Genomic DNA, 25,589 nt, shown 5'->3' with positions numbered 1-25,589 from the left:
GGCGCGATCCGCCTCGGCTCATTTGTCTTCTCGCGCGGCGAGGGCTACATAGCCCTGCTTGGGTTCATCAATGAGGGCCGCAGCCATGACTTCATCGCAAACAGATATAAACCAATTCGCCGGGGCGCAGTCTGACCCCACGGTGGATCCGGTGCGGTGGCGTATCCTTGCCGTGCTTATGGTCACGATATTCATGACCCTGATCAGTGTCAGCATCGTGAATGTGGCCCTGCCTTCGATCCGGATCGGCCTCGATGCGACGCAGTCTGACCTGCAATGGGTGCTCTCGGGCTATGCGCTGACCTTTGGCGTGGTGCTGGTGGCCGCGGGCCGGGCCGGTGACATCATGGGGCGTGGCGGGCTGTTTCTGATCGGGGTGACGGTCTTTACCCTCTCCTCAATCGCGGCGGGTCTGGCGCCCAATGCGACATGGCTCAATGCCGCGCGCTTTGCCCAGGGCATCGGCTCCGGTCTGCTCAACCCGCAGGGGCTCGGGATGATCCAGCATTATTTTCGCGGCGACGCGCGGGGGCGGGCCTTTGGGTATTTCGGCACGACTGTCGGCCTCTCGGTCGCGGTCGGTCCGGTGCTCGGCGGCGTCTTGATTGAACTCGGCGGCCCTGACCTTGGCTGGAGGCTGACGTTTCTGGTCAATGTCCCGATCGGCATTACCGCCATCGTTCTGGGGCTGCTCTGGTTTCCCCGGCCCTTGATCGTTCGGCTGCCGCGCACCGGAAGCGGGCTGCGCTCGCTTGATCCGGTCGGCGCGGTTCTATTGGCCCTGGCCGTGCTCGCGGTCCTGTTTCCCTTTGTCGAAGACAGTGGCGACAGGCTGGTCTGGGGCTTGCTGCCCCTGGGTGCGCTGCTGGGCTGGCTCTGGGTCAGATGGGAGCAGCGCTATCTCCGGCTGGGGCTGAAGCCGATGGTCGATCTCAAGGTCTTTGCCACCCGGAGCTATACCAATGGCATCACGATTATGACGCTCTATTTCATGGGCGTGACCAGTGTCTGGGTTCTGGTTGCGCTATATGTGCAGGAAGGCAACGGAATGACCGCGCTGCAATCCTCCGCCTTTGGCATTCCCGCGGCGCTGCTTTCGGCCTATGCCGCCCATTGGGCCGGAAGCCGGGTTGCGCGGTTTGGCCGGAAACTGGTGATCGGCGGGCTGGTGCTGGCGCTCTTCGGTCTTGGCCTCAGCATCGGGGTGGTGATCCTGGCGGACGCGGGGCATCTGAGCATCTGGTGGCTGCTGGCATCGCTGTCCTTTATCGGCGTGGCGCAGGGGACGGTCATCAGCCCAAACCAAACGCTGACCCTTGCGCAAGTGCCGCTGGATTATGCCGGCAGTTCCGGGGCGATCATGCAGACGGGCCAGCGGATTGGCACGGCCGTTGGCATCGCCCTGATCACCGCGGCGACGTTCTACGCGCTGTCGGCAACCTCTTGGACGGTGGCGATGGTCGTGGGGTTCGGCCTGATCTCGGTCGTTGTCGTCCTGGCCTTGTTGGTGGCCTTCAAGGATCTGCGCGACCGCCGGCAAGCGTCCTGACCCGGCGGGAAGATTGGTCGAGCGCTGCTGGTGCAGCCCCCTCTGACCCGCGGTCGGCACAACGCATAGTTGCTTTTGGCCCGCGCTGTCAGTACCAATTGTCTAAGCGCAAGGGCAGCCTATCCTGCCCCGCCCTTGCTCTCCCCCCGTGACACGGAAGTTCGCACGCCGTTATGCACTTCAATCCTCTCTCACTCCAGAGCCTGCGACGTTCGGCAGCGGAGCGCTTTGAATGAGAACCGCAATCGTCACCGGATCGTCGGGCTTTATCGGTTATTTCGTGTCTCTGGCGCTGTTGCGGGCGGGCTGGCGGGTGATCGGGATCGACAGCCTGTCGGACTATTATGACGTCGAGCTAAAGCGGAGCCGACAATCGCAGCTTTGCGCCTATGCGCAGTTCAGCATCGTGAACGATAGATTGGAAAGCCCGCAAACCCTGATGTCGCTCTTCGACGCGCACCGCCCGGAGGTCGTGGTACATCTGGCCGCGCAAGCGGGGGTGCGCCATTCCATCGAAGATCCGCGGGCCTATCTGGATGCCAATCTTATCGGCACCTTTGAATTGCTCGAAGCCGCCCGCGCCTTTCCGCCTGCCCATATGTTGCTGGCGTCCAGCTCGTCCATCTTTGGGGCCAATCGCCAGATGCCGTACAAAGAGGCGGATAAGGTCGATACGCAGATGTCCTTCTATGCGGCGACCAAGAAGGCGACGGAAAACATGGCGCATTCCTATGCCCATCTCTACCGTCTGCCCACCACCATGTTCCGTTTCTTCACCGTCTATGGCCCTTGGGGCCGCCCGGACATGGCCTATTTCAAGTTCACCCAAGCGATCCTGAACCGCGAACCGATCGACGTTTACAATCACGGCAAGATGCAGCGCGATTTCACCTATGTGGATGATCTTGTCCGCGCGATCATGGCCCTGATCGATGTCACGCCCGATCCGGCCCATCCGGTGGCGGGCGATAGCATGTCACCCGTCGCGCCGTTTCGAACCGTCAATATCGGCAATGCCGCCCCGGTCTCGCTGATGGATTTCATCGCAGCGATCGAGACGGCCTGCGGGCAGGTGGCGCTCAAGACCTTCCATCCGATCCAGCCCGGTGACGTGCCGGCCACATGGGCCGATACCACGCTGCTACAGACGCTGATCGGCAAGCAGCATTCCACCGCGGTCGACGCAGGCCTGCAGCATTTTGTGGACTGGTACCGCGATTTCTACAACGTCTGAGCCGGGCAAAGGGCCGCCGCTGCCGCGCCTCAATGTATCTTGATGTTGAGCAGGACGCATTCCGAATAGAGCATATCGATCTCGCTGGGGTCCAAGAGCCCGGGCTGGCAGTATCGGGGCGTGGCGAACGCCCGGACCTCATCACAGACAATGCCTTCGCGCGCAAAACGGCGGTCGAGTGAAAGGATTGCGGCGTCCGACGGCAGGACCGAGGCCGCGATCTGCCTTGCATATCGGGCAAAGAGCGGCTGATCGGCGAGATACATGATTTCATGGGTCACATAGTCATCATGTTTTTTCTGCGGGTATATCACCATCGTGCAGAGCCCTTCGGGGGTGTCTACCGCCAGAAATCTCAGCCGCAGCCCCTGATGATCTGCGATGATCCGGCGGTCTTTTGCAGGCAGGCGATCCCCCAGAGACAAAGGGTCATCATGCACTTCAAAACCTGCCTCCTTCGAGGGATGCCAGACCAGACGCTCCCGGTCCAATTCCCTCAACCCCGCTTTTTCCAAAACATTAACGGCGGCCTTGGCGCTGGAGAAATTCGTCACCGTCACATCAGGGTCCAAGGTCGCCAAGGCGAGCATTTTCTTCCCGACCCCCTGCCCGCGATAGTCCTTTAGCACATACCATGAGGTCATATCCGCCGTGGTTCTGGGGCCATGCGACGTTTGCCGCTCGGCATAGACCAGCCCCAGCACACCGATCAGCCGCCCGTCATCGCGCACGGTTATGGCGTAGCGCCCCTCGGGGCCGCACCAGCGCCCGGCCAGCAAGGCCCGCCACCTGTCGATGCCCCATTTCGCGCGGATGAAGACGGCGTTCATAAATTGCGCGACCTCCTCCCGTTCGGCGGGGGGCGCATAGGCGATATCTAACATTTCGGGCTCATTTCATCTGGCTTTTCAATGATATCCACCGGGTCGCCGCCCTATGGGTCAGCCGCGCCATCAAGGCTTCCATAAAGTCCCAAGTCTCGGCATCGGTTTGCAGGTGATGGCTGACAAGTCCGGTCGGCTCGTTTCGATAGGCGTCTTCCAGCCGCCGCTTGCGCAGATGGCGCAGACATTGCTCCAAGGTTTTTTCGACGCCCGCGAACTTTGCGCCCTCTTTCCAGCGAATGGGATCGATGTGACCGTTGAGATGCTGCAAGCCGGGCACAGGCTCGGGGTGGGGCCGCGCGTCAAAACCCGAAAGCGCAGCATAGCCCCATCGCGGCAAATATGGCAGAACCTTCTCTCCGATCCGGTTCCACGGCGGGACGAATACGGGCAGCATGTTTGGCAATCTCGCCAGTTGCATCCGCCGCCAGCCCTCGCGCAGATCCTCTTCGATCAAAGCCAAATCGCGCAGCCTGCCGACCTCGGAGGCGCGGGTGCCTTTGGGTTCGTGGTTTTTATGCGCAAATCCATGTTGCAGGGTATAGACCTGCGGGGACGCCGACAGGCGGTCAGCCAGTGTGTCATCTATTGCAGCGGGAATAACCGCCAGATGCAAGGGCGCGCGAAAACGCTCAGACAGGGCAATCAGCCTCTCCAATGGATCTGTGCAGGCTTCGGTATCATCGTCGCGCCACCAGAATGTTGGCACCTCACCCTGCGCGGACCACTTGCCGATCTCTTCGTCTAACTCTGCCCAGGTTGCCACAAGCGCACCCCATTCAGCTGTGATGTACCCGCCAATTGAACCACCCAAGCGGCGCGATGTACATTCACTTTTCCCTGTGCACCCCCGATGTGGCACCCGAATAAGTGCCCCCCGCGCGGCCGTGACACTGGACGCATGCATGTAAATCGGCTTCACTCTTCGGCAGACCCTGCGCGCGCGGGAATGGATTGGGGCACCAATGGCACCTCTGTTGGAAGTTGACGGGCTGACAATCGGCTTTGGCAAGGCCGACCCGGTGGTGCGCAATGTCAGCTTTTCCATACAGGCCGGTGAAACGCTCGCCTTGGTCGGTGAAAGCGGTTCTGGCAAGACCCTGACCTGCCGGAGTGTGCTGCGTATCCTCCCGCAGGCGGCTCAGATCCGCAGCGGCAGGATCATCTTGGCGGGCGGTAACGCCCCGGTGGATATGCTGGGCCTGCGCGAAGCGACGATGCGCCAGATCAGGGGCGACCGGATCTCGATGATCTTTCAGGAACCGATGCGCTCGCTCTCGCCCTTGCATCGGCTCGGCAATCAGGTGGCCGAAGTGCTGCGGTTGCACCGCGCGATGAGCCGATCAGAGGCAAAGCGGGCGGTGCTTCAAAAATTCGAGCGGGTCGGTTTCTCCGCGCCCGAGCGAGTCTGGCGCAGCTATCCCTTCGAGCTCTCCGGCGGGATGCGACAGCGCGCGATGATCGCCATGGCGATGGTGGCCAAACCTGAACTGCTGATTGCTGACGAACCCACGACCGCGCTGGATGTGACGACACAGGCGCAGGTGCTGGGGCTGATTAAGACATTGCAATCGGAAACCGGCATGGCGGTGATCCTTGTGACCCATGATCTGGGCGTCGTGGCGAATATGGCCCAGCAGGTCGTCGTCATGAGCGGGGGCCGGGTCATGGAAAGCGGCAGCGCGCCAGAGGTTCTGGGCCATCCTGAACATGGCTACACCCGCAAGCTCTTTGCCGCCGCGACAATGATCCCCGAGGTCGCCGCCCCGGCCCGGGCGGTCGCGCATCAGGATGTGATCCTCAAAATGCGTGACGTGACCAAGACCTTCGCCCTGCGCGCCGGGGGCTGGCGCAAACCCACGACAGTGACCGCCTGCAAGGATGTCAATCTGGAAGTGGTCAGAGGCAAGACGCTGGCGGTGGTCGGGGAAAGCGGCTCGGGCAAGACCACCTGTGCGCAGATGGCGCTTGGCGCCGTGACGCCTGATCCCGGGGGCGAGGTGCTGTTCTACCCGGAGCCGGAGGCGCCGCCGCTGCCCGTTCACAGCATGTCCGCGGCGCAACGCAGCGCCTTTCAGCGCCAGGCGCAGATGGTTTTCCAAGACCCTTATTCCTCGCTGTCTCCGCGGATGCGGATCGGGGCGGCATTGACCGAACCTCTTGAGATCCACGGCATCGGCTCGCGCGCTGACCGCCGCGACAAGGCCGCCGCGATGCTGAACCTCGTCGGTCTCAACCCCGATATGATGACCCGCTACCCGCATGCGTTTTCAGGCGGCCAGCGCCAGCGTCTTTCGATTGCCCGCGCCCTGACGCTGGACCCGAAACTCCTGATCTGTGACGAGCCGACCTCCGCCTTGGATGTCTCTGTGCAGGAGCAGATCCTGATGTTGCTTGAAGATATTCGGGATCGCGCTTCCTTGAGTTATCTCTTCATCAGCCATGATCTGGCTGTCGTGGCCCGCATTGCCGATGAGGTTATGGTGATGCGGGCCGGGGTTATTGTCGAACAGGCCCCCCCCGAGACACTGTTTTACGACCCGCGCCATCCCTATACCAAGGCGCTGATCGCGGCCCAGCCGGAACCGGATATTTCCCGACCGATCGATCTTGAACTGGTCGCCAAAGGCGCCGGTGCGCCCGCCACCTGGCCAGAGATGTTTCGCATCGACGGCGGGGTTGCCCCGGCGTTGCAAGACATCGGCGCCGGGCATCTGGTGCGTTGTCATGTCTAGGCTGGCCGCCCTCCTCTTGTGTCTGGCCACACCGGTCTGGGCCATGCCGACAGTGCAGGAAACGGCCTTTTGGGTGGCGGAGGTGACAGACGGCACCCTCCCCCCGATTGCCGAGCGCCTGCCGGATGTGCCCCTGATCGTTGATCTGGTGGCCAAGGGCCGCAGCTATGGCAGGCAAGGAGGCACCCTGCGCACATTGGGCACGCGGTCCAAGGATGTGCGGCTGATGTCGGCTTACGGCTATGCCCGGCTGGTTGGCTATAGGGCTGATTACACGCTTATCCCCGATATCCTCCGCGCTGTTGACGTGGCAGAGAACCGCAGGTTCACCCTGCATCTGCGCCCCGGTCACCGCTGGTCGGACGGGGCGCCCTTCACCGCGGAGGATTTTCGGTATTGGTGGGAGAACGTGGCGCAGGACCCGGACATCACGCCCTCCGGCCCGCCGGATTTCATGTATGTGGATGGGGTCTTGGGCAGGGTCGATTTTCCCGATGCCCATACCGTGATCTTCGAATGGCCCGCCGCAAACCCGAATTTCCTGCCCCTCTTGGCGCAGGCAAGCCCGCCGTTCATCTACCGACCCGCCCATTATCTCAAGCAGTTCCATCAGGAGTTTACCGCCCCCGGCGCGCTGCAGGCCGCGATTGCAAAGGCGCGAGTCAAAAGCTGGGCTGCATTACATAACAAACGCGACAATATGGCCAAATTCGACAATCCGGAGCAACCGACCTTGCAGCCTTGGGTCAATGCCACAGCCCCCGGCACGTCCCGGCAGATGTTTGTCCGCAATCCATATTATCACCGGGTCGACGCCCGGGGGGTGCAACTGCCCTATATCGACAGGGTCGAAATGACGATCACGACCGGCGGTCTTATCGCGGCAAAGGCGAATGCGGGCGAGGCGGACCTTCAGGCCCGCGGCCTCGATTTCCCCGATATCTCGATCCTGAAAAAGGGCGAGGCGGATGGCGGCGATTATCGCACGCTGCTGTGGGAAAACGGGGCGGCAAGTCAGATCGCGATCTATCCCAACCTGAACTTTGCCGACCCGGTCTGGCGAGAGGTCCTGCGCGATGTGCGGTTTCGCCGTGCGCTGAGCCATGGTGTGGACCGGCATATGATCAACCGCGCGCTTTATTTCGGGCTGGCCAAGGAAGGGGGGATGACGGCCCTGTCGCAAAGCCCCCTGCATGACCCCGAGAATTTGCATGCCTATGCAGAATATTCCCCGGCCAAAGCAAACGCCTTGCTGGATGAGATCGGCCTGACCGCGCGCACGCAGGCCGGTATCCGCAAACTGCCTGATGGCCGCCCGATGGAATTCGTCGTTGAAACCGCAGGCGAGCGGCAGGAGGTCGAAAACGCGCTCGCCATCCTGAGCGATACTTGGCGTGAATTGGGCATCAAGCTGGTGATGCGTCCGCTCGACCGCGATATCCTGCGCAACCGGGTATACGCGGGGCTCAGCATGGCGGCTGTCTGGTTCGGCTGGGACAATGGGGTGCCCACAGCCCGCACCTCTCCGATGTATCTCGCCCCCACCAATCAGGAGTTCTTTGCCTGGCCGATGTGGGGGCAGTATTACCAATCCAAAGGCGAGTTGGGGGAAAAACCGCAGGGCGCGGCACCGAACCGGCTGCTGGCCTTGGCGGAGCGTTGGAACCACGCCAAAGACGATGCGATGCGCGCGCGCCTCTGGCGCGAGATGCTGCGCATTCACGCGCAGCAGGTCTATGCCATCGGCATTCTTTCCGAAGCGCCCCAGCCGGTGGTCGTGTCGAAAAGGCTGCGCAACGTCCCTGAACAGGGGCTTTGGGCCTATGAACCGGGCGCGCATTTCGGGGTCCACCGCATTGACGAGTTTTACTTCGCGGACCCGGATCAGGAGGTGGCGCAATGATGTTCCTCCGCTATGCAATCTACCGCTTTTTCACGATGTTGCTCACGCTGCTGGTCGTCTCGGTCCTGATCTTTGTGATTATCAATCTGCCGCCCGGCGATTACCTGTCCAACCAGATCGCGGAACTGCGCGCCACCGGTCAGGCGGAAGGCGTTGCAAAGGCTGAATTCCTGCGGGCCGAATATGCGCTCGACCGCCCGCTATGGGAGCAATATCTGATCTGGGTCGGCTTTGCCCCCGGCCCACAGGGGTTTTCCGGCCTTATCCAGGGCGATTTCGGCTGGTCCTTCGAATTTGACCGCCCCGTGGGCGAGATCGTGGGGGAGGCCCTGTGGCTGACGGTCTTGGTCAATCTCGCCGCCGTGCTTTTCGTCTATGCCGTGGCCCTGCCGCTCGGCGTCCTCGCGGCTGCCAAGGCTGAGACATGGGCCGATTATACGGCGGGTTTTGTCGGCTATCTCGGTCTCGCCACGCCGAATTTCCTCTTGGCGCTGATCTTGTTCTACTACGGGCATAGATACCTCAATCTGCCGATTGGCGGGTTGATGGACCCGGCGTTCGAGGGTGCCCCGATGTCATGGCCCAAGGTCAAATCGATCCTTCTACATATGATCGTGCCAACCTTCGTCATCGGCACCTCGGGGGCGGCGGCGATGATGCAACGGCTGCGCGCCAATATGCTGGACGAGTTGAGCAAACCCTATGTCGAAACCGCCAAGGCCAAGGGGATGACGCCGACGCGTCTGCTGGTGAAATACCCGCTGCGGGTGGCGTTTAACCCCTTTGTCGCCGATATCGGGAACCTTTTGCCCGCCATGGTTTCGGGTTCGGTCTTGGTTTCTGTGGTGCTCGGCCTGCAGACGATCGGGCCCTATCTGCTGACGGCGCTGAAGTCGCAGGATCAGTTTCTGGCGGGGTTCGTGCTGATGTTCGTGGCGCTGCTGACGCTGATCGGCACGATGATTTCCGACATGCTGCTGGTCTTGCTGGACCCGCGTATCCGCTATGGCGGGCGCGGCACATGAGCACCCAGCCGACCAACCGATTTGTGGACACCGAGCCCTGGGTCGATACCCCGGATGTTTCGGCCCCCGAACGCAGAGAGCTGGACGCGCCCGCCTGGCTGTTGATCTGGCGCAATTTTCGCCGCCATAGGCTGGCGCTTCTGTCCGGCATCTTTCTGCTCTGCGCTTACCTGATCCTGCCCATCGCCGGTTTCATCGCGCCCTATACGCCCAATGAACGCAATCCCGATTATCTCTATGCCCCGCCGCAAAGCATCAACCTGTGGCACGAAGGCGCCTTTATCGGCCCGTTTGTCTATCCGATCACGGCTGAGGCCGATCTGACGAATTATCGCTGGACCTATACCGAGGATAAGACCCAACCCCTGCGGTTGGGGTTCTTCTGCGAGGGGCAGAGTTACAAGCTCTTTGGATTGATCCCGTCGAACACCCATCTGTTCTGCCCTCCCGAGGGCGCGAGCCTATTCCTATGGGGCTCCGATCGTCTCGGCCGCGATGTGTTCAGCCGTATCCTATACGGCGCGCAACTGTCTTTGACGGTGGGGTTGATCGGCATCTCCGTGTCATTCGCGCTCGGCATTACATTCGGGGCGATGGCGGGCTATTTCGGGGGCAAGATCGACTGGGTTCTTAACCGCCTCATTGAAATTCTGCGCAGCCTGCCCGAATTGCCGCTTTGGCTCGCGCTCTCGGCGGCGGTGCCGTCGAGCTGGGGGCCGGTGGCGGTTTTCTTTATCATCTCGATCATTCTCGGCATTCTGGACTGGCCCGGCCTCGCGCGGTCCGTGCGCGCCAAATTCCTGTCCCTGCGCGAAGAGGAATATATCAAGGCCGCCGAAATGATGGGCGCCAAACCGGGGCGTGTCATTCGCCGTCATCTGCTGCCGAATTTCATGTCCCACCTGATTGCCAGCGCGACCCTCTCGATCCCGGCCATGATCCTCGGGGAAACGGCGCTGAGCTATCTTGGCTTGGGTCTGCGCGCCCCGGCGGTCAGCTGGGGCGTCATGTTGAATGACGCTCAAAACCTCGCCAGCATCGAGATCTACTGGTGGACGGCCATTCCGATGCTGCCGATCATCGTGGTGGTTTTGGCGTTCAACTTTCTGGGCGACGGGCTACGCGCCTCTCTGGACCCTTACGAACATTGACCCGGCTCAGCGGTCATCGCCGCCGTTGTCGCCCTCATCGTCGCGGTCCAGCATGTCTTCCTCAAGCGAGGCATGGGCCGCAGCCGCGATTTTTTGCTTTTGCGCGTCGGTAAGATCCTCCGCCTGGGCATCGGCCAGCCGCACCGTCACCTCGCGATGGGCAAATTTGATGCCCTCGCGCTCGAACAGGTTGCGGATTTCCTGATAGACCTTCTTGCGCACCAACCACTGGTCCCCCGGTTTGGTCATGAACTTGACCCGGATGATCATCGCGCTGTCCTGCATCTCAATGACGCCTTGGGATTTCAACGGCAGGATGAAGGCATCCCCGATTTCCGGATCGCTGAGCAGGTCCTGCCCCAGTTTCTTGATCAACTTGCGGACCTGTTCGACATCGGTGTCATAGGTCACCCGCAACGGCAGTTTCATCATCACCCAATCGCGGGAATAATTGGTGATCACCTGCAATTCACCAAAGGGGATGGTGTGCAATGCGCCCAGATGGTGGCGCAGCTGGAACGAGCGCACCGAAATCTTCTCGACCGTGCCTTTGACATTGCCGACATCCAGATACTCGCCCTTTCTGAATGCGTCATCGAACAAGAAAAACGCCCCGGCAAACACATCCCGCACCAGCGCCTGACTGCCGAAGCCGATGGCAATGCCGATAATCCCGGCCCCGGCAAAGAGGGGGCCGACATTCACCCCGATCTCCATCAGAACAATCAGCAAGATGGTGAGCACCACGAGGATCAGCGTGAAGTTGCGAAACAGCGGCAGCAAGGTCGCAAGCCGGCTGGCGCCGGAGCCGCCGCCTTCGTCGCCCGGTTCCACCTCGTCATCCTCGGGGGTTTCCTCCCTGATCTTGCTGTCGATCCAGATGCGGAACGCGTGATAGATCACATAGCCGACGAAGATCACCACCAGGATATCCATGAGCTGATTGGCAAAGCGCTCGATCATCTCGGCGCCGTCATTGTCCCAGATATAAAAGAAGGCATAGGTGCCGGCGACAAAGGACAATATGCCGGCCACCCGGCGGGCAAGTTCCTCAAAAGTGTTCAAGGATTGCTGCTGCACCATGCCTTCGGCCGGGGTTTTCTCCTCCCCCTCCGCCGGAGGATCGGCCGCGGGCGCCTCCGCCGCTGCATCCGGCGCGCTGGTCTCCTGCATTTCGGCGTTCAACCGTCGCAACTTGCGGGAGGTGGCAAAGCCGCGTTCAATGGCGAAGTTTATCAGCCCGTAGACGACGATGATCGTGATCAGGATGCCATAGGCGCCTGCGATCAAGGGGACCGAACTGGGATTGCCGAGAACGAGGTCAATCGTCAGTTCAAACCATGCAAAGATGACATAGATAAAGACGGCGGGCGCCCAGGCACGTGACAGGAAGCGCACCGTCATCGACGTCTCCTCAGGCGGTTTGCCGTGACGCAGCGCCCGGCTGATGGCGCGGCGGTTCACCAGCACCAGCAGGATGTTCAGCAACACCAGCGTGGCGGACATGACGGAGGCAAAAAAGGCATAGGCGTCGTAGTTCAAACCCAGTTCTGCGATCCAGAATCCGAATAGGATTGCGCAGATTTCGCAGGACGCCAGAAACCACAGCCAACGGTGCAACCGTTTGGCATCCCGATCGTTCAGCGCCGGAATGCGGTATTGCGTGAGGAAGGGAGACAGGATCATGCGCCACAGAATGGCGACGACGCGACATGCGAAATAGCCGATGTTGATCAGCGTGACGGTGAATTGCATCGCCGTGTCATCGAGCGGGCCAAAGATCGAAGCGCCCAGCACATAGGCCACCGCCATCGAGACCAGAATGCCCCCCAGCCCCACGAAAAAGCGCAGCGCGAGAAAGGGGATTTTCTCATAATAGCCTTCCGGGTTCTCGCTGATACGTCTTGTCAGCAGGCGCTTCATCAGGCGTTTGCGGTAGACCTCTCTTTCGACAAGAGCGCCGGCCCCCAACATCAGCAGGCTCAACACCAGCGCTTTCCCGAACGCCCAAAGGGTTCCGTCCGGGCTGGCGGCGCGTAGAATGTAGAGCACTTCATTGAAGGCCACCGGCAGGGTCAGCACCCGCTCCACCAGGGCGTTGCGAAACTTCGCGACGCGGTCCTGCAGCCCCAACATGGATGAGGTTCCGTCGCCTTCGGTCCCTTCCGCTGGCGCATCGGACCCGTCGTTTGGCAGGGGCGCCGCCCCCTCGACCGCGCCGCTGTCGGCAGCGCCGCCCGGGTCAAGATCGGGGGGATCGGTTGCTTCGACAGGGTTCGTTCCGGGAAACAGCGAGCCCACGCCCTGCGAGTGGCCAGCGCCCGGAAGGATCGAAAGCAAAGCGAGGCAGAACAGGCTGACGAGGAATATGGCGCGCATGTGGTCCCCATCAAATCAACCCAGATCCCTAAGAGGCTAAGCCAGCAATCGCGCTATTGCAATTCTGAAGGGGTCAATCTATCTGAAACCGGCGCGGCAAACCGCCATTTGTCCGTCATAGACTGCACGCGGCCCGGATCAACACAATCCCAAGGATATATCGTTGCCCCGCCATGCTACTGATACCCGAATTGCTGTTCTGGGCCTGGGTTATGTCGGGCTGCCGCTGGCGCTTGCGCTGGCTCGAAACGGGTTTGACGTCACCGGTTTTGACACCTGCACCGCAACCGTCACTGCGTTGCGCAATGGCCGTGATCCCAATGGCGAGGTTTCGGACGCCGCCCTTGCGGCAAGCGCCGCCCGCTATAGCTGTACCGCCTCTGATCTCAAAGACTGCGATGTTTTCATCATCGCCGTCCCGACCCCGATCACCGACGCCAAGGCGCCGGATCTAGGCCCGATCCTGACGGCCTGTGCCACCATCGCCCCCCATCTGACCGACGGGGCCTTGGTGATTTTGGAAAGCACGGTCTATCCCGGTGTCACCGAAGACATCTGCGGGCCTGCCCTCGCGGCGGGCAGTGGGCTGGAGACCGGGCGTCAGATCAAGCTCGCCTACAGCCCCGAACGGGTCAACCCCGGCGATGCCGAACATTCGATGGAGAATGTCGTCAAGATCATCGCCGCGCAGGACGCCGAAACCCTCGCGCGTGTCGAAGCGATCTATGCCCCGGTGGTCAAGGCCGGGCTCCACCGCGCCTCTTCGATCGCGACCGCGGAAGCGGCCAAGGTCATCGAGAACACCCAACGTGATCTGAACATCGCCTTGGTGAACGAGTTTTCGCTGATCTTTTCCCGGCTCGGCCTTGATACGTTGGAAGTGCTTGAGGCAGCGGGCACCAAGTGGAATTTTCTACCCTTCCGCCCCGGCTTGGTGGGCGGGCATTGCATCGGGGTCGACCCCTATTACCTGACATACCGCGCCGAGCAGATGGGCTATCACCCACAGGTTATCCTGGCCGGCCGGCGGATCAACGACCAGATGGGCGCGCATGTGGCGCAGATGCTTGTGAAGTCGATGCTGAACCGGGACATCGCGGTGCGCGGCGCCCGGGTCTTGGTGATGGGCTACACCTTTAAGGAAAACTGCGCCGACACCCGCAATACCAAGGTCGTGGATATCGTGTCTGAGCTTGCCGCCTATTCCGTCAGCGTCGACGTGCATGACCCTTGGATCGGGGCGGAAAAGTTACGCTCTGAACATAGCGTTAACGGTGTCGAGCAGCCCGCGATGGGCATCTATGACGCCGTGGTCGTGGCCGTGGGGCATAGGGAATTTGTCGACCGGGGCAGCGACGCCCTGCGCAAACTGGGCAAATCGGGCGCGGTATTGTTTGACATCAAGGGTATTTTCGGAAAATCCGGTAGTGATTTGCGGCTTTAAAGGCGGTTGAGATGGACGAACGCGCGGAGCAGGAAGCGGCCCAAGATCACCGTAACGACATGCCGCCGCGCCGGATCATGTTCTACAGCCATGACACTTTCGGACTGGGCCACCTGCGGCGGTCGCGCACCTTGGCCACGGCACTTACCCAAAGCGACCCGCAAACCTCTGCGATCATCCTCACCGGGTCCCCGGTCGCGGGGCGGTTCACCTTTCCCGAGCGCGTCGATCACATCCGTCTGCCGGGGGTGACGAAACTTTCCGATGGCAGCTATGTCAGCCAGTCGCTCGGCACCGGCATCGAAGATACGACCTCCCTGCGCGCGGGGCTGATCCAGGCTGCGATCGAACGCTATGAGCCGGATCTCCTGGTGGTGGACAAGGAACCGACAGGGTTTCGCGGCGAATTGCTCCGCACATTGAAAGGGCTGCGCCAGCGCGGGCATACCCGCACCGTGCTTGGTTTGCGTGACGTGCTGGACGAGCCCAGATCACTGGCCAGCGAATGGGAGCGTAAGGGCGCCACCCGCGCCGCCGAAGACCTATATGACGAGATCTGGGTCTATGGGCTGCGCGAGATGTATGACCCGACCCAGGGCTTGCCTCTGTCCCATGACGCCCGCGCGCGGATGCATTGGACCGGATATCTGCGCCGCGCGCTTGCCAATGAGACGGATGTGCCCGACAGCCCCTATATCCTCGTCACCCCGGGCGGCGGCGGCGATGGCGCGGCCATGGTGTCGCTTGTCCTGTCGGCCTATGAGCAAGACCCGACTTTGGCGCCGAACGCGGTCTTGGTCTATGGGCCTTTCCTGTCGGGCGACCTGCGCGAAGGCTTTGACGCGCGGGTGGCCAAATTGAACGGACGGGTCACCGCCACCGGCTTTGACAGGCATATCGAAGCGCTTTTCGTCGGTGCGGAGGGCGTGATCAGCATGGGCGGCTACAACACGTTTTGCGAGGTGCTCTCCTTTGACAAACGCGCCGTGATCGTACCGCGCACGACCCCGCGTCTGGAGCAATGGCTGCGCGCCAGCCGTGCCGAGGAAATGGGGCTGGTCCGCATGCTGGAGGAAACCCGGGACGGCATGACCACCCGGGCGATGATCGATGCGATCCGCAATCTGCCGCAGCAGAAGAAACCCTCAGAGGCCGGGGCGAATGATCTGCTGGGCGGGCTTGATACCGTGATCGCACGGGTCAATGCGCTGATGACCCAAATGGGCCCGCGATGACCACCCCCCGCCTCGCCGTCGTCGTGAAAGGCTGGCCCCGTCTTTCGGAAACCTTCATCGCGCAGGAACTGGTGGCGCTGGAGGAAGCGGGCCTTGATCTCGATATCTGGTCCCTGCGCCACCCCACCGACAAAAAGACCCATGCGCTGCACGCCAGATTGCAGGCGCCGGTACGCTATCTGCCGGAATACCTCAGGGATGAGCCGCGCCGGGTGGCCCGTGCCATGGGGGCCGCCGTCTCCCTGCCCGGATTCGACGCCGCCGCCGCGGCCTATGCCCGCGACCTCGCCCGCGATGACAGCGCAAACCGGCGGCGGCGGTGGGGGCAGGCCTGTGTCATGGCGCATGAGATGCCGCAGGATATCGGCGGGCTCTACGTCCATTTTCTGCATACGCCCGCATCCGTTGCACGCTATGTGGCGATCTTGCGGGGGCTGCCCTGGTCCTTTTCGGCCCATGCCAAGGACATCTGGACCTCACCGGAATGGGAGCTGCGCGAAAAACTCTCGCCAGATCACCATGGCGCCGCCTTTGGCGCGACCTGCACCGGTTTTGGCGCGAAGCATCTGCAAGGGCTGGCCGACAGCCCGGCCCGGGTGAGCCTTGTCTATCACGGATTGGACCTGTCCCGCTTCCCGCCCCCTCCCGATCGCGCGAGCCGCCCGGATGGCAGCCTGCTGAGGATCATGTCCGTCGGGCGGCTGGTGGAGAAGAAGGGTTTTGACAGGCTTATCGATGCGCTTGCCCTGCTCCCCGATGGTCTTGAGTGGCATTGGACCCATATCGGCGGTGGCACATTGGATGCCAAACTGCGCAGTCGCGCGGTCGAACGGGGTATCGCAGACCGTATTACCTGGCGCGGCGCTTGCGACCAGTCGGAGGTGATCGCGGCGATGCGCACCAATGACCTCTTCGTCCTTCCCGCGCGCGTCGCGGAAGATGGGGATCGGGACGGGTTGCCGAATGTGCTGATGGAGGCCGCGAGCCAGAAACTGCCCATTCTGAGCACGCCGGTCTCTGCCATTCCGGAGTTTATCGAAGACGGCAAAGAGGGTTTGCTCCGCAGCGATGACCCCAAGCTGCTTGCAAAGACGATTGCCGATTTCGCCGCAGCGCCCTCGCTCGGCCCCCGTCTGGCCGATGCGGCACATCGGCGTTTGACCCGGGATTTCACCATGGCGCCCGGCATCACGCGACTCCTTCATCGTTTGCGTGCAATGCTCGGGCAGGTAACGGAATGACCCTCGCCTTCTATGCCCCGATGAAACCCCCTGATCACCCGGTGCCCTCGGGCGATCGCACCATGGCGCGTGCGCTGATCCAAGCGTTGGAGACGGCGGGCCATACCGTCACCCTTGCCAGTGAATTGCGCAGTCGTGACGGGCAGGGAAATGCGGCGCGGCAAGGCGAGATCATGGCGCAAGCCGATGCCGCCCTGCCCGCCCTCATCGCGCGCGGAGATGCTGAGGGCTGGCGGGCCTGGGTGACCTATCACAACTACTACAAGGCCCCCGACCTGATCGGCGGCGCGGTGGTACAGGCCCTTGGCATCCCCTATCTGCTGATCGAAGCAACCCGTGCCGCCAAACGGCTCCGCGGCCCATGGGCGCACTATGCACGCGCCGCCGAGCAGGCCTGCGATCAGGCTGACGTGATTTTCTACCTCACCACCCGCGATGAAGTCGCCCTGCGCAGAGATGCCGTTTCGACGCAGAGCCTGCTTCACCTGCGGCCCTTTCTCAACGCCACCGCATTGCCTGCTGCGACCTTTGCGCCGGATGCGCCGATCCTGAGCGTCGGGATGATGCGCCATGGCGACAAACTGGCATCTTTCCGCATCATCGCCGACACCCTTGCGCTGCTGCCCCATGACAGATGGCAGCTTGAGATTGCCGGCGATGGCCCGGCGCGGGATGCGGTCATGGCGCTGATGGCCCCCTTTGGCGCGAAGGTTAAGTTTCTGGGGAATCTGGGCGCCTCAGACCTCACAGCGGCCTATGCCCGCGCGGGGCTGCTGTTCTGGCCCGGCGTGAACGAAGCCTTTGGGCTTGTGTACCTTGAGGCGCAGGCAGCCGGGCTGCCGATCCTGGCCCAGAACCGGCCAGCGGTGCGCGAGGTATTGTCGCCCGGGTCATACCCACCGGTCGAGGCCGGGGCCGCCGGGCTTGCCCAAGACCTCGCGCAGTTGCTGGGCGATCCCGAGGCACGGCGCCGTGAAGGACAGGCCGCGCGCGATTATATCGCCGAGAACCACCTGCTGCCCGCCGCTGTTGCAACCCTCAGCCGCGGCCTTGCCAGCGTCGGTGTGCACTGATGCCCCGGCTGGCCCTCCTGCGCCACGGCCACACCGCGTGGAACCGCGCGGGGCGGATACAGGGGCGCAGAGATCTGCCGCTGGACGAACCCGCGCGGGCGCAGTTGCGGCAATTGCAGCTGCCCGCCCCGTGGGACCATGCGCCGATCTGGTCCAGCCCCCTTTCACGCGCCTTGGAAACCGCCCGGATCGTCAGCGGCCGCCCGCCTGCGACGGAGATGGCGCTGATCGAAATGGATTTCGGCAACTGGGAGGGGCGCCGGGGCCAGGACCTTTTCGCAGACGGCGCTTCGGGCTATCGTCACATCGAAGACTGGGGCTGGCAGTTCTGCCCGCCGGGGGGCGAAAGCCTTATCGCGGTGAGAAACCGTTTGAACGGCTGGGTCGGGGATCTGACCGAAGACACCGTTGCGGTCTGCCACATCGGAGTGATGCGTGTCTTGATGGCGCAGGCAACGGGCTGGGCTTTCACCGGCCCGGCGCCGTTCCACATCAAGCGCAATCGTCTCTACATCCTGCAGATTGAACCAGACCGCTGGCGGCTGGAGCCCGGTTTCACGCGTTTGGTGGCGCGATGCGCATGAAGGTCATGATCGTTGTCACCCATCTTTTGGGCTCAGGCCATCTGGCGCGGGCCTTGATCCTTGCCCGTGCGTTTCAAGATGCCGGGCATCGGGCCACGGTCGTGTCCGGCGGTATGCCGGTGCCCGTGCTGGACCGCGGCGATGTCCCGATCGTGCAACTCCCCCCGGTGCGCTCGGATGGTGTGAATTTCACCCGGTTGCTGGACGCGAAGGGCGCGTCAGTTGACCAAGCGGCGCAAGAGGCGCGCAAGGCCCAGCTTTTGCACCAGATCGACAGAATAGGCCCCGATGTCCTGATCACCGAACTCTACCCCTTCGGGCGCCGCGTCCTTCAGAGCGAGTTCACCGCCCTGTTGCAGGCCGCAGATCAGACGGCCGAGCCGCCGCTGATCTGCGCCTCGGTGCGCGACATTCTGGCGCCGCCCTCGTCGCCGGCAAAGGCCGATAGAACCCATGGCGTGCTGGCGCGGTATTACGATGCGGTTCTGGTCCATGCCGACCCACATGTCACCCCGCTGGACGCCTCTTGGCCGGTGTCTGACGGGCTTAGGCCAAAGCTGCATTATACCGGCTTTATGGCGCCAACTGACGCCGCCCCTTACCGCCAAGGGGCGGGCGAAGGTGAAATCATCGTTAGCGCAGGGGGCGGCGACGTGGGGGCGCATATCTTTGAGGCCACCCTGCGCGCCGCCCGCGCCGCCCGCGCCGACGGGCGGCTGTGGCGCTTGTTGGTCGGTGGGGCGCAGCCAGAGGCCCGTCTCAGACAGCTGCGCGAAAACGCCCCTGCCAATGTCATCATCGAAGCGACGCGGCCTGATTTCCGGGCGCTGCTCCACCGCGCTGCGGCCTCCGTTTCGATGTGCGGATACAACACGGCCATCGACATATTGCAGGCGGGTTGCAGATCCGTTTTCATTCCTTTCGATGCGGGGGACGAGGTCGAGCAAACCATTCGGGCGACCGCGCTGGCGCGGCTGCCGGGGATCGAGGTTCTGCGCAGCGCCGATCTCACGGGTGAGACCCTTCTGAACGCCCTCCGCGCCCTGCGTCATGCGCCCGACCGCGGGCCCGCACTCTCCGGTTTTGACGGGGCACGAGAGACCGTTCGCATTGTTGCCGCGCTACGGGCGCAGCGGGCATGAGCATCGATTGGTCCCCCCTGCGTGCCGAATTGGCGCGGCACCGGGCCGACGGGCTGTCCTTGCCGTTCTGGTGGCGCGATGACGATGCGACCGCCCCCACCCCCGCCCTGCACAGGTTGCTGAAGCTCAGTGCGGAGCTGGACCTGCCCGTACATATCGCGGTGATCCCCAAAACCGCCTCGCCCGACCTTGCCGAAATCGCAGGTGCCACGCCTTTGATGGTGCCGATCGTCCATGGCTGGGCACATGAAAACCGCGCTCCCGAAGGGGCAAAAAGGGCCGAGTTCGGTCACCCCGACGCGGACGCCGCTGCCAAAACCGAGGCCGCCTTGCGGCACATGCGCCAGCTTTTCGGCCGTGACATGCTGGCGATGTTTGTACCGCCTTGGAACCGGATTGACCCGAGCGTCACATCGGGCCTTGCCGCGCAAGGCTATCGCGCCCTGTCGACCTTTACGCCCCGCAAGGCCAGACGTTGCGCGGGGCTGGTGCAGATCAACACGCATATCGACCCGATCGCATGGCGCGCGGGCGGTGGGTTGATGCCCCCCGAGGCGATCATCGCCAAGACCATCATGCTCTTGCAAGACCGGCGCAGCGGGCGGGCGGATTGCACCGAACCTCTGGGGTTTCTCAGCCACCATCTGGTCCAAGACGCAGCGATCTGGGACTTTGCGCGGGGGTTCTTGTCCGAACTGCTCGACGGCGGCGCCGAAGCTCGTCACTTGCTGCGCCAGCCACTTGACCTGCCTTAGCTTTTCGCAACCAACGCCTTTTTTCGGGCGCTTTGCGAAACAGCCATGCCTTTGGGCCGGAAAAGTCTGTATAGATTTCTGACCCTCGAATAACGGATGGCCTTAATGGATAAGAGCCTCTTTCAGTTCATCTGGAAAAACTCGAAGCGAGACCAGCTCCTGTTGCTTGCCATCACGTTGCTGACCTTCCCCTTGCTTTATGTCTCTCTGGAATTGCCCAAGCGCATTATCAACGATGCGATCGGCGGCACCGGCGCGGATATCGATGTTCTGGGGCTAAGGCTGAGCCAGGTGGAATTTCTGATGGTGCTATGCCTCGCCTTTCTTCTGGCGGTCCTGGCGAATGGCTTGCTGAAAATGCGGCTCAATACGATGAAAGGGGTGCTGGCCGAGCGTTTGCTGCGGCGGTTCCGGTTTCAGCTTTTGTCGCGGATGCTGATGTTTCCCCGTCCTTTCTTCCGCGCGACCAGCCAGGGCGAATTGGTCTCCATGGTCACGTCAGAGGCCGAGCCGATGGGGGGGTTGATGGGCGATATGCTGTCGCAGCCCGTGTTTCAGCTCGGCCAGATGCTCACGATCCTGGTGTTCCTCTTTGCGCAAAGCGTCTGGTTCGGGCTGGTATCCATTGCCCTGATCCCCTTGCAGGCCTGGATCATTCCAAAATTGCAGCGTCAGGTCAGCTTGCTGAACAAGGCGCGCATTCAGGAAGTGCGCAAACTGGCCACAGAGATCGGCGAAACCGCAGCAGGGGTCAGTGACATTCGGCGCAATGGCGGCGCACGGCACAGAATGTCGCTCTTTTCCACCCGTCTGGGCGTCTTGTTCAGCATTCGCCTGAAACTCTACAAGAAAAAGTATTTCATGAAGTTTCTCAATAACTTCATCAATCAATTGACCCCGTTTTTCTTCTATTCTGTCGGCGGCTATCTGGCGATCACCGGGGATATCACCGTCGGCGCGCTCGTGGCGGCATTGGCCGCCTACAAAGACCTGTCCTCGCCGTGGAAAGAGGTGCTGGCCTATTACAATCAGACTCAGGATATGTCGCTCAGATGGGAGGTCGTGACCGAGAAATTTACCCAGCCCTCCCTCGTCGATGAGACGTTGTTCAACGGCACCCCCGACAGGATCCCGCAACTTGATGGCGATATCGAACTGCGCGATGTGACGGTGCTGAACGAAAACGGCTTTCCGGTTCTCGAAGACATCAACCTTGTCCTGCCTCGGGGCGCGCGGATTGCGATCAAGACCGGGAATGAAACCGCGGCGCTCGCGCTCGCGGATGTGCTGACCCGCGAGGTGCTCCCCGCGCGCGGTGAGGTGCGGATCGCCGGGCACCGGCTGAATGATCTGCACCAGACCGTCATCGCCAATAAAATCGGCTATGCCAGTTCAACGCCCTATATCTTTCAGGGGACCGTTGGCGAAAACCTCTTGATGCCCTTCAAAAACAGGCCGGTGGCCGTCGACGCCCTGCTCGATGACATCGCGCTTTGGCAGGCCGAGGCCGCCCGCACAGGCAACAGCACCGATCCTTTCGACACGGAATGGGTCGCGCCGGGGTTTGCCGGTTTGCAAAGTCCCGATGAGATCCGCGATTGGTGGTTTCGCCTGGTCGAGGCGATGGGCATCGATGACTTCATTGTCCGGCGCGCCCTGAGCTTCTGCGTGGACCCTAACACGCAACAGGCACTGGCGGATGCGATCGTTCGGCTGCGTCCCGTGATCGCCGAACGTCTCACCGCAGCCGGGCTGAACGACATCGTGCACAGGTTCGACCCGACCAAATTCAACCCGGTATCTCCGCTGGGCACCAACCTTCTTTACGCCTTGCCCACCCGCAAACTCCCGCAGGAGTCCTTGGCGCAGGAAGAAAAGTTCATCACCATCCTGCGCGCGCATGGGCTGGTCGATGAATTGGCCCAGATGTCCGCCGGTGTTATCGAAGGGCTGACCGCGACATTCGGCAAAGAGGATCTGAACCACCCGCTGTTCCGGCGTCTTAATCTCTCGGAGGACCTCTATCTCCGGCTGGGCGAGATCGCGGCGAAACGGCGCGAGGTCGGCGATGCCGGGCTGCCCCCGGCGGACTTTGCCCTCTTGCTGACCATGCCTTTCGCATTCTCGGCAGAGCAGATTGGCCCCACTTTCCGCGATCAATTCAGAGAGCGCATCCTCGCCATCCGACGGAACGACGCGGCGCAGATGGTGGCGGAACTTGACGGGTTGTTCGAAACCATCGACCCGCAAAAATACTTCCCCGTGATGTCCGTTCTGGGCAATGCCATTTTTGGCAGGATCTCAAGCCTCGCCGGCGCGCGGGAAAAGCAGGTCGAAGACATTGTTGTCGAAGTGCTCGGTGAGCATGGCCTGCGGGGGTTGGTTGCGCAAAGCATCTTTGACCTGCCCACCATCCAAGGCGGCGAGAATCTCCCGTCGATGTTCCGCGAGCGTATTTCCTTCAGCCGGGCCGGGATCAAGAAGCCTGACGTCCTGATCCTGCAGAACGCGATGGCCAATCATGATAGCGACATGCGCTCCAGAATGCGCGAACGGATCAGTGAGCTGCTGCCAGATGCGACGAAGATTTTCATCGAGAAGAAATTCTCCAACCCCGAATACTACGATCTTTTCGTCGAGATCGAGGATGGGCGCATCGATGGCGAAACCCGAGAGGACGAAACATTAGACGAGGATGCGCGCCGGGATTTGAACCGCAAGCTCCGCACGGTCGCCGAGGCCGACCTTTTCCAAGGCCTGGACCGCAAGCAGCAGCGCCTTCTGGCCTTCAGCGCGCAATGGTATGAAGCACCGGCAGGGCAGGTAATCTTCAGGGCCCAGCAAGAGGCCGACGCCGCCTATCTCTGTGTGTCGGGTCTGGCCGGGATGTATCTGTCGGATACCGGGACATCGAACATCCTTGTCGCCAAGATTGAACCCGGCCGGTTGATCGGCGATCTTGCCGTTATCATGAACGAAAACCGCACCATGCATCTGGTCGCGATCGAAGACAGTAAGTTCCTGCGCATTGGCGGGCGGGAGCTCTTGGCGGTGATCGAAAACGACGTGGCCGTGGCAACCAGCTTGCTGCGGTCTGTTGCGGGCCACCTTATGAGTGCTGAACAGACGCTGCGAAAAACCCGGTTATTTGCGGTCGAACATGGGGTCGATCTGACCGAATTGGATGCGCGGACCTTTGAGCAGGAATAGGTCGCCCCTGCCGCGATATCGGCTCGGGTATTGAGCGGGTCCAGCGCCGCCAGCAGAGCGCCCCTAGCGGTCCGGGGCAAAGCCGACTAGAAGCAATCGAAACGGCTGGGGAGTGGACACTTGCAGAAGATCGATTTGCCAGAGCGCCCGGATTGGCGCGACCATGCTCAGGAGGTCGGTTTCACCTTTGCCGATATGCACGGCGAACCCTATTGGGACGAAACCTCGGCCTATGCTTTCACCCTTGAGCAGATTGAGAATGACCTCGAAGACCCGGCGACCGAACTGCACGCGATGTGCCGCGCCGCAGTGGCAGAGATTGTCGCCAGCGAAGAGTTGATGGACCATCTGGCGATCCCCGATGCGCACCGAGATCTCGTGGCGGCAAGCTGGCGCGACGACGATCCGGAGATCTATGGGCGGTTTGATTTCGCCTATGATGGCGAGGGGCCGGCAAAGCTGCTGGAATACAACGCTGACACGCCGACATCGCTTTATGAAAGCGCGGCCTTTCAATGGCAGTGGTTGGAGGATCAGCTGAAGGCGGATGTTCTGCCACAGGGGTCGGATCAGTTCAACGGCATCCACGAAGCTCTGGTCGCGCGCTTTGCCGAGGTTTTCGAGCCCGACAGTGATCTGCATTTCACCGCCGTCGCGGACAACCCCGAAGACTATGGCACGGTCGAGGCGATGGGCTGGGCGGCGCGCGAGGCGGGGTTGGGGGCGCATTACTGCGATCTCGACAAGATCGCGCTCAGCGAGGACGGGCAGTTTCTTGACGACCAAGACCGCCGCATTGCGGTCCTGTTCAAACTCTACCCTTGGGAGGATTTGCTGCGGGACGATTACGCCGCGCATATCGCGGGGTCGGGTTGTCTCTTTCTCGAACCGGCTTGGAAGGCGCTGCTCTCCAACAAGGGGCTCTTGCCTGTTCTCTGGCAGATGTTCGAAGGCCACCCGAACCTGCTGCCCGCGTTTTTCGAAGCGGAGATCGGCGAAGCGCTAGCCGGCCGCGGGGCGGCATCCGGGCGGGCCGCTGCCGCCTTTGACCGCGACGCCGCGACGCTGGCAGAGGCGCATGTACGCAAGCCGATCCTATCGCGCGAAGGCGCATCGGTTTCGATCCACCAAGCCGGGACGGTCATAGAGACATCGGAAAACACGGACTACGCCGAACACCCGCGCGTCATCCAGGCCTATGCGCCGCTGCCCAGTTTCGATGGCTTCCGCCCGGTGATCGGCGCATGGATCGTCGGCCAGTCCTGCGCCGGGATCGGCATCCGCGAAGACCGCTCGCGCATCACGCAGGATTTGTCCCGCTTCAAGCCGCACTACATAAAGCCCTAACGCAACCGTCCTCGTACCAGATCGCCGAAAGGCCCAGATATGACCAAACGATCCAGACATGTTCCAATCGCCATCCTGGGCGCTGCCGCCTTTACCCTCGCGGGCTGCGAGGAAGAAAAGGTCGATGCGGCGGCCTTTCCTGATCTGCAAAGCTGTTTGGCTGCAACCTCGGAAAACAGCATCTTCAGCGAAGCCGACTGCAAGACCGCTTTCGCCGAAGCGCAATCCCTGCATGTCGAAGCCGCACCGCGCTATGACAGCCTTGAGGTCTGCGAAGAGCAGCACGGCCCGGACGCCTGCAGCACCGAACAGGCGGCAACGCAGGGCGGCTCAAGCGGGATCTTCATGCCGCTGCTGGCAGGCTATCTCATCGGCAATATGATGGGCGGGCGTTCCGGCATGTCGGCGGCGCAACCGCTATACAAAACCTCGGATGGGCGTTTCACCAATGCCGCCCGGACAAGCAGTTTCTCCACCAACCAAGGCGCGGCAAAGCTCAGCACTTCGCAGTTCACCCGCCCGGCCAGCACGGTGGGGAAAACGCCAATGACCCGCGCCACCGCCGCCTCCCGCGGCGGGTTTGGCCGGACAGGTGGCTCACGGGGTTTTGGCGGCTAGACCATCTGGCGCCAGACCCGCTGGCCGAGACCTAAGCTGGCAGGCGCCAGACCACATGGTCGATGCAAAAGCGGCGCGTT

At 62.0% G+C, this 25,589-nt stretch carries 19 protein-coding genes; 16 read left to right on the top strand and 3 right to left on the bottom strand.

All coding sequences use genetic code 11. The annotated features are described in order from the left end of the window. Window positions 1-85: 85 nt before the first annotated feature. Together AB4M76_RS03415 and AB4M76_RS03410 are read left to right on the top strand one after the other, a co-directional pair. Complete coding sequence (locus tag AB4M76_RS03415) at window positions 86-1,549, top strand: MFS transporter (protein WP_368440402.1); 1,464 nt, start codon at window positions 86-88, stop codon at window positions 1,547-1,549. A 232-nt stretch (window positions 1,550-1,781) separates the two neighbouring features. Further along, the gene (locus tag AB4M76_RS03410; protein WP_368440401.1) at window positions 1,782-2,783 is read left to right on the top strand and encodes an NAD-dependent epimerase/dehydratase family protein; all 1,002 of its coding nucleotides are present in this window, start codon (window positions 1,782-1,784) and stop codon (window positions 2,781-2,783) included. Between the two features lie 29 nt (window positions 2,784-2,812). Here the strand turns inward: AB4M76_RS03410 and AB4M76_RS03405 are convergent, their stop codons facing one another. Both AB4M76_RS03405 and AB4M76_RS03400 read right to left on the bottom strand, forming a co-directional pair. After that, complete coding sequence (locus tag AB4M76_RS03405; RefSeq protein ID WP_368440400.1) at window positions 2,813-3,667, bottom strand: GNAT family N-acetyltransferase; 855 nt, start codon at window positions 3,665-3,667, stop codon at window positions 2,813-2,815. 7 nt (window positions 3,668-3,674) lie between these two features. Then, on the bottom strand, window positions 3,675-4,433 hold the full coding sequence (locus AB4M76_RS03400) for a polysaccharide deacetylase family protein (protein WP_368440399.1): 759 nt from the start codon (window positions 4,431-4,433) through the stop codon (window positions 3,675-3,677). Window positions 4,434-4,632: 199 nt separating this feature from the next. Here AB4M76_RS03400 and AB4M76_RS03395 point away from each other — a divergent pair, with 199 nt between their 5' ends. Genes AB4M76_RS03395 through AB4M76_RS03380 form a run of 4 tightly spaced genes read left to right on the top strand, consistent with a single transcriptional unit; the run spans window position 4,633 to window position 10,481 of the window. Beyond that, window positions 4,633-6,402, top strand: coding sequence for a dipeptide ABC transporter ATP-binding protein (locus AB4M76_RS03395; RefSeq protein WP_368440398.1), 1,770 nt, complete (start codon window positions 4,633-4,635; stop codon window positions 6,400-6,402). Then, window positions 6,395-8,305: an ABC transporter substrate-binding protein gene (locus AB4M76_RS03390; protein ID WP_368440397.1), complete on the top strand. Its 1,911-nt coding sequence runs from the start codon at window positions 6,395-6,397 to the stop codon at window positions 8,303-8,305. Before AB4M76_RS03395 ends, AB4M76_RS03390 begins: the two co-directional genes overlap by 8 nt. Further along, on the top strand, window positions 8,302-9,330 hold the full coding sequence (locus AB4M76_RS03385) for an ABC transporter permease (RefSeq protein WP_368440396.1): 1,029 nt from the start codon (window positions 8,302-8,304) through the stop codon (window positions 9,328-9,330). Before AB4M76_RS03390 ends, AB4M76_RS03385 begins: the two co-directional genes overlap by 4 nt. Then, the gene (locus AB4M76_RS03380; protein WP_368440395.1) at window positions 9,327-10,481 is read left to right on the top strand and encodes an ABC transporter permease; all 1,155 of its coding nucleotides are present in this window, start codon (window positions 9,327-9,329) and stop codon (window positions 10,479-10,481) included. The genes AB4M76_RS03385 and AB4M76_RS03380 overlap by 4 nt, the downstream gene beginning before the upstream one ends. Window positions 10,482-10,487: 6 nt before the next feature. Here the strand turns inward: AB4M76_RS03380 and AB4M76_RS03375 are convergent, their stop codons facing one another. Beyond that, complete coding sequence (locus AB4M76_RS03375) at window positions 10,488-12,860, bottom strand: mechanosensitive ion channel family protein (RefSeq protein ID WP_368440394.1); 2,373 nt, start codon at window positions 12,858-12,860, stop codon at window positions 10,488-10,490. Window positions 12,861-13,023: 163 nt separating this feature from the next. Here AB4M76_RS03375 and AB4M76_RS03370 point away from each other — a divergent pair, with 163 nt between their 5' ends. The 10 genes from AB4M76_RS03370 (at window position 13,024) to AB4M76_RS03325 (ending at window position 25,509) form a co-directional block, all read left to right on the top strand. Further along, window positions 13,024-14,304: a nucleotide sugar dehydrogenase gene (locus AB4M76_RS03370; RefSeq protein ID WP_368440393.1), complete on the top strand. Its 1,281-nt coding sequence runs from the start codon at window positions 13,024-13,026 to the stop codon at window positions 14,302-14,304. Between the two features lie 11 nt (window positions 14,305-14,315). Further along, entirely contained in the window at window positions 14,316-15,539 is a 1,224-nt protein-coding gene (locus AB4M76_RS03365) for a glycosyltransferase family protein (protein ID WP_368440392.1), read from the top strand. After that, window positions 15,536-16,780, top strand: a complete 1,245-nt coding sequence (locus AB4M76_RS03360) for a glycosyltransferase family 4 protein (RefSeq protein ID WP_368440391.1) — start codon at window positions 15,536-15,538, stop codon at window positions 16,778-16,780. The genes AB4M76_RS03365 and AB4M76_RS03360 overlap by 4 nt, the downstream gene beginning before the upstream one ends. After that, window positions 16,777-17,853, top strand: coding sequence for a glycosyltransferase family 4 protein (locus AB4M76_RS03355; RefSeq protein WP_368440390.1), 1,077 nt, complete (start codon window positions 16,777-16,779; stop codon window positions 17,851-17,853). The genes AB4M76_RS03360 and AB4M76_RS03355 overlap by 4 nt, the downstream gene beginning before the upstream one ends. Beyond that, entirely contained in the window at window positions 17,853-18,437 is a 585-nt protein-coding gene (locus AB4M76_RS03350) for a histidine phosphatase family protein (RefSeq protein WP_368440389.1), read from the top strand. Before AB4M76_RS03355 ends, AB4M76_RS03350 begins: the two co-directional genes overlap by 1 nt. Further along, window positions 18,434-19,579, top strand: a complete 1,146-nt coding sequence (locus tag AB4M76_RS03345) for a glycosyltransferase family protein (protein WP_368440388.1) — start codon at window positions 18,434-18,436, stop codon at window positions 19,577-19,579. The genes AB4M76_RS03350 and AB4M76_RS03345 overlap by 4 nt, the downstream gene beginning before the upstream one ends. After that, window positions 19,576-20,334, top strand: a complete 759-nt coding sequence (locus AB4M76_RS03340; RefSeq protein WP_368440387.1) for a polysaccharide deacetylase — start codon at window positions 19,576-19,578, stop codon at window positions 20,332-20,334. Before AB4M76_RS03345 ends, AB4M76_RS03340 begins: the two co-directional genes overlap by 4 nt. A gap of 105 nt (window positions 20,335-20,439) precedes the next feature. Then, window positions 20,440-23,544, top strand: a complete 3,105-nt coding sequence (locus AB4M76_RS03335; protein ID WP_368440386.1) for an ABC transporter transmembrane domain-containing protein — start codon at window positions 20,440-20,442, stop codon at window positions 23,542-23,544. A 120-nt stretch (window positions 23,545-23,664) separates the two neighbouring features. After that, window positions 23,665-24,891 (top strand): glutathionylspermidine synthase family protein, encoded by a 1,227-nt coding sequence (locus AB4M76_RS03330; RefSeq protein WP_368440385.1) that lies wholly within the window; start codon window positions 23,665-23,667, stop codon window positions 24,889-24,891. A gap of 39 nt (window positions 24,892-24,930) precedes the next feature. Next, window positions 24,931-25,509: a DUF1190 domain-containing protein gene (locus AB4M76_RS03325; protein WP_368440384.1), complete on the top strand. Its 579-nt coding sequence runs from the start codon at window positions 24,931-24,933 to the stop codon at window positions 25,507-25,509. Window positions 25,510-25,589: the final 80 nt, after the last annotated feature.

Source organism: Sulfitobacter sp. PS-8MA (assembly GCF_040933935.1).
Classification (GTDB): domain Bacteria; phylum Pseudomonadota; class Alphaproteobacteria; order Rhodobacterales; family Rhodobacteraceae; genus Sulfitobacter.
This window is presented reverse-complemented; position numbering and strand designations above follow the sequence as displayed.

Excerpts from the sequence above, each read along its gene's own strand:
- AB4M76_RS03390 (WP_368440397.1), top strand. The coding sequence starts at position 6,395 with ATGTCTAGGCTGGCCGCCCTCCTCTTGTGTCTGGCCACACCGGTCTGG.
- AB4M76_RS03360 (WP_368440391.1), top strand. The coding sequence starts at position 15,536 with ATGACCACCCCCCGCCTCGCCGTCGTCGTGAAAGGCTGGCCCCGTCTT.
- AB4M76_RS03345 (WP_368440388.1), top strand. The coding sequence starts at position 18,434 with ATGAAGGTCATGATCGTTGTCACCCATCTTTTGGGCTCAGGCCATCTG.
- AB4M76_RS03405 (WP_368440400.1), bottom strand. The coding sequence starts at position 3,667 with ATGTTAGATATCGCCTATGCGCCCCCCGCCGAACGGGAGGAGGTCGCG.
- AB4M76_RS03325 (WP_368440384.1), top strand. The coding sequence starts at position 24,931 with ATGACCAAACGATCCAGACATGTTCCAATCGCCATCCTGGGCGCTGCC.
- AB4M76_RS03335 (WP_368440386.1), top strand. The coding sequence starts at position 20,440 with ATGGATAAGAGCCTCTTTCAGTTCATCTGGAAAAACTCGAAGCGAGAC.
- AB4M76_RS03355 (WP_368440390.1), top strand. The coding sequence starts at position 16,777 with ATGACCCTCGCCTTCTATGCCCCGATGAAACCCCCTGATCACCCGGTG.
- AB4M76_RS03365 (WP_368440392.1), top strand. The coding sequence starts at position 14,316 with ATGGACGAACGCGCGGAGCAGGAAGCGGCCCAAGATCACCGTAACGAC.
- AB4M76_RS03350 (WP_368440389.1), top strand. The coding sequence starts at position 17,853 with ATGCCCCGGCTGGCCCTCCTGCGCCACGGCCACACCGCGTGGAACCGC.
- AB4M76_RS03340 (WP_368440387.1), top strand. The coding sequence starts at position 19,576 with ATGAGCATCGATTGGTCCCCCCTGCGTGCCGAATTGGCGCGGCACCGG.
- AB4M76_RS03395 (WP_368440398.1), top strand. The coding sequence starts at position 4,633 with ATGGCACCTCTGTTGGAAGTTGACGGGCTGACAATCGGCTTTGGCAAG.
- AB4M76_RS03415 (WP_368440402.1), top strand. The coding sequence starts at position 86 with ATGACTTCATCGCAAACAGATATAAACCAATTCGCCGGGGCGCAGTCT.
- AB4M76_RS03410 (WP_368440401.1), top strand. The coding sequence starts at position 1,782 with ATGAGAACCGCAATCGTCACCGGATCGTCGGGCTTTATCGGTTATTTC.
- AB4M76_RS03380 (WP_368440395.1), top strand. The coding sequence starts at position 9,327 with ATGAGCACCCAGCCGACCAACCGATTTGTGGACACCGAGCCCTGGGTC.
- AB4M76_RS03385 (WP_368440396.1), top strand. The coding sequence starts at position 8,302 with ATGATGTTCCTCCGCTATGCAATCTACCGCTTTTTCACGATGTTGCTC.
- AB4M76_RS03375 (WP_368440394.1), bottom strand. The coding sequence starts at position 12,860 with ATGCGCGCCATATTCCTCGTCAGCCTGTTCTGCCTCGCTTTGCTTTCG.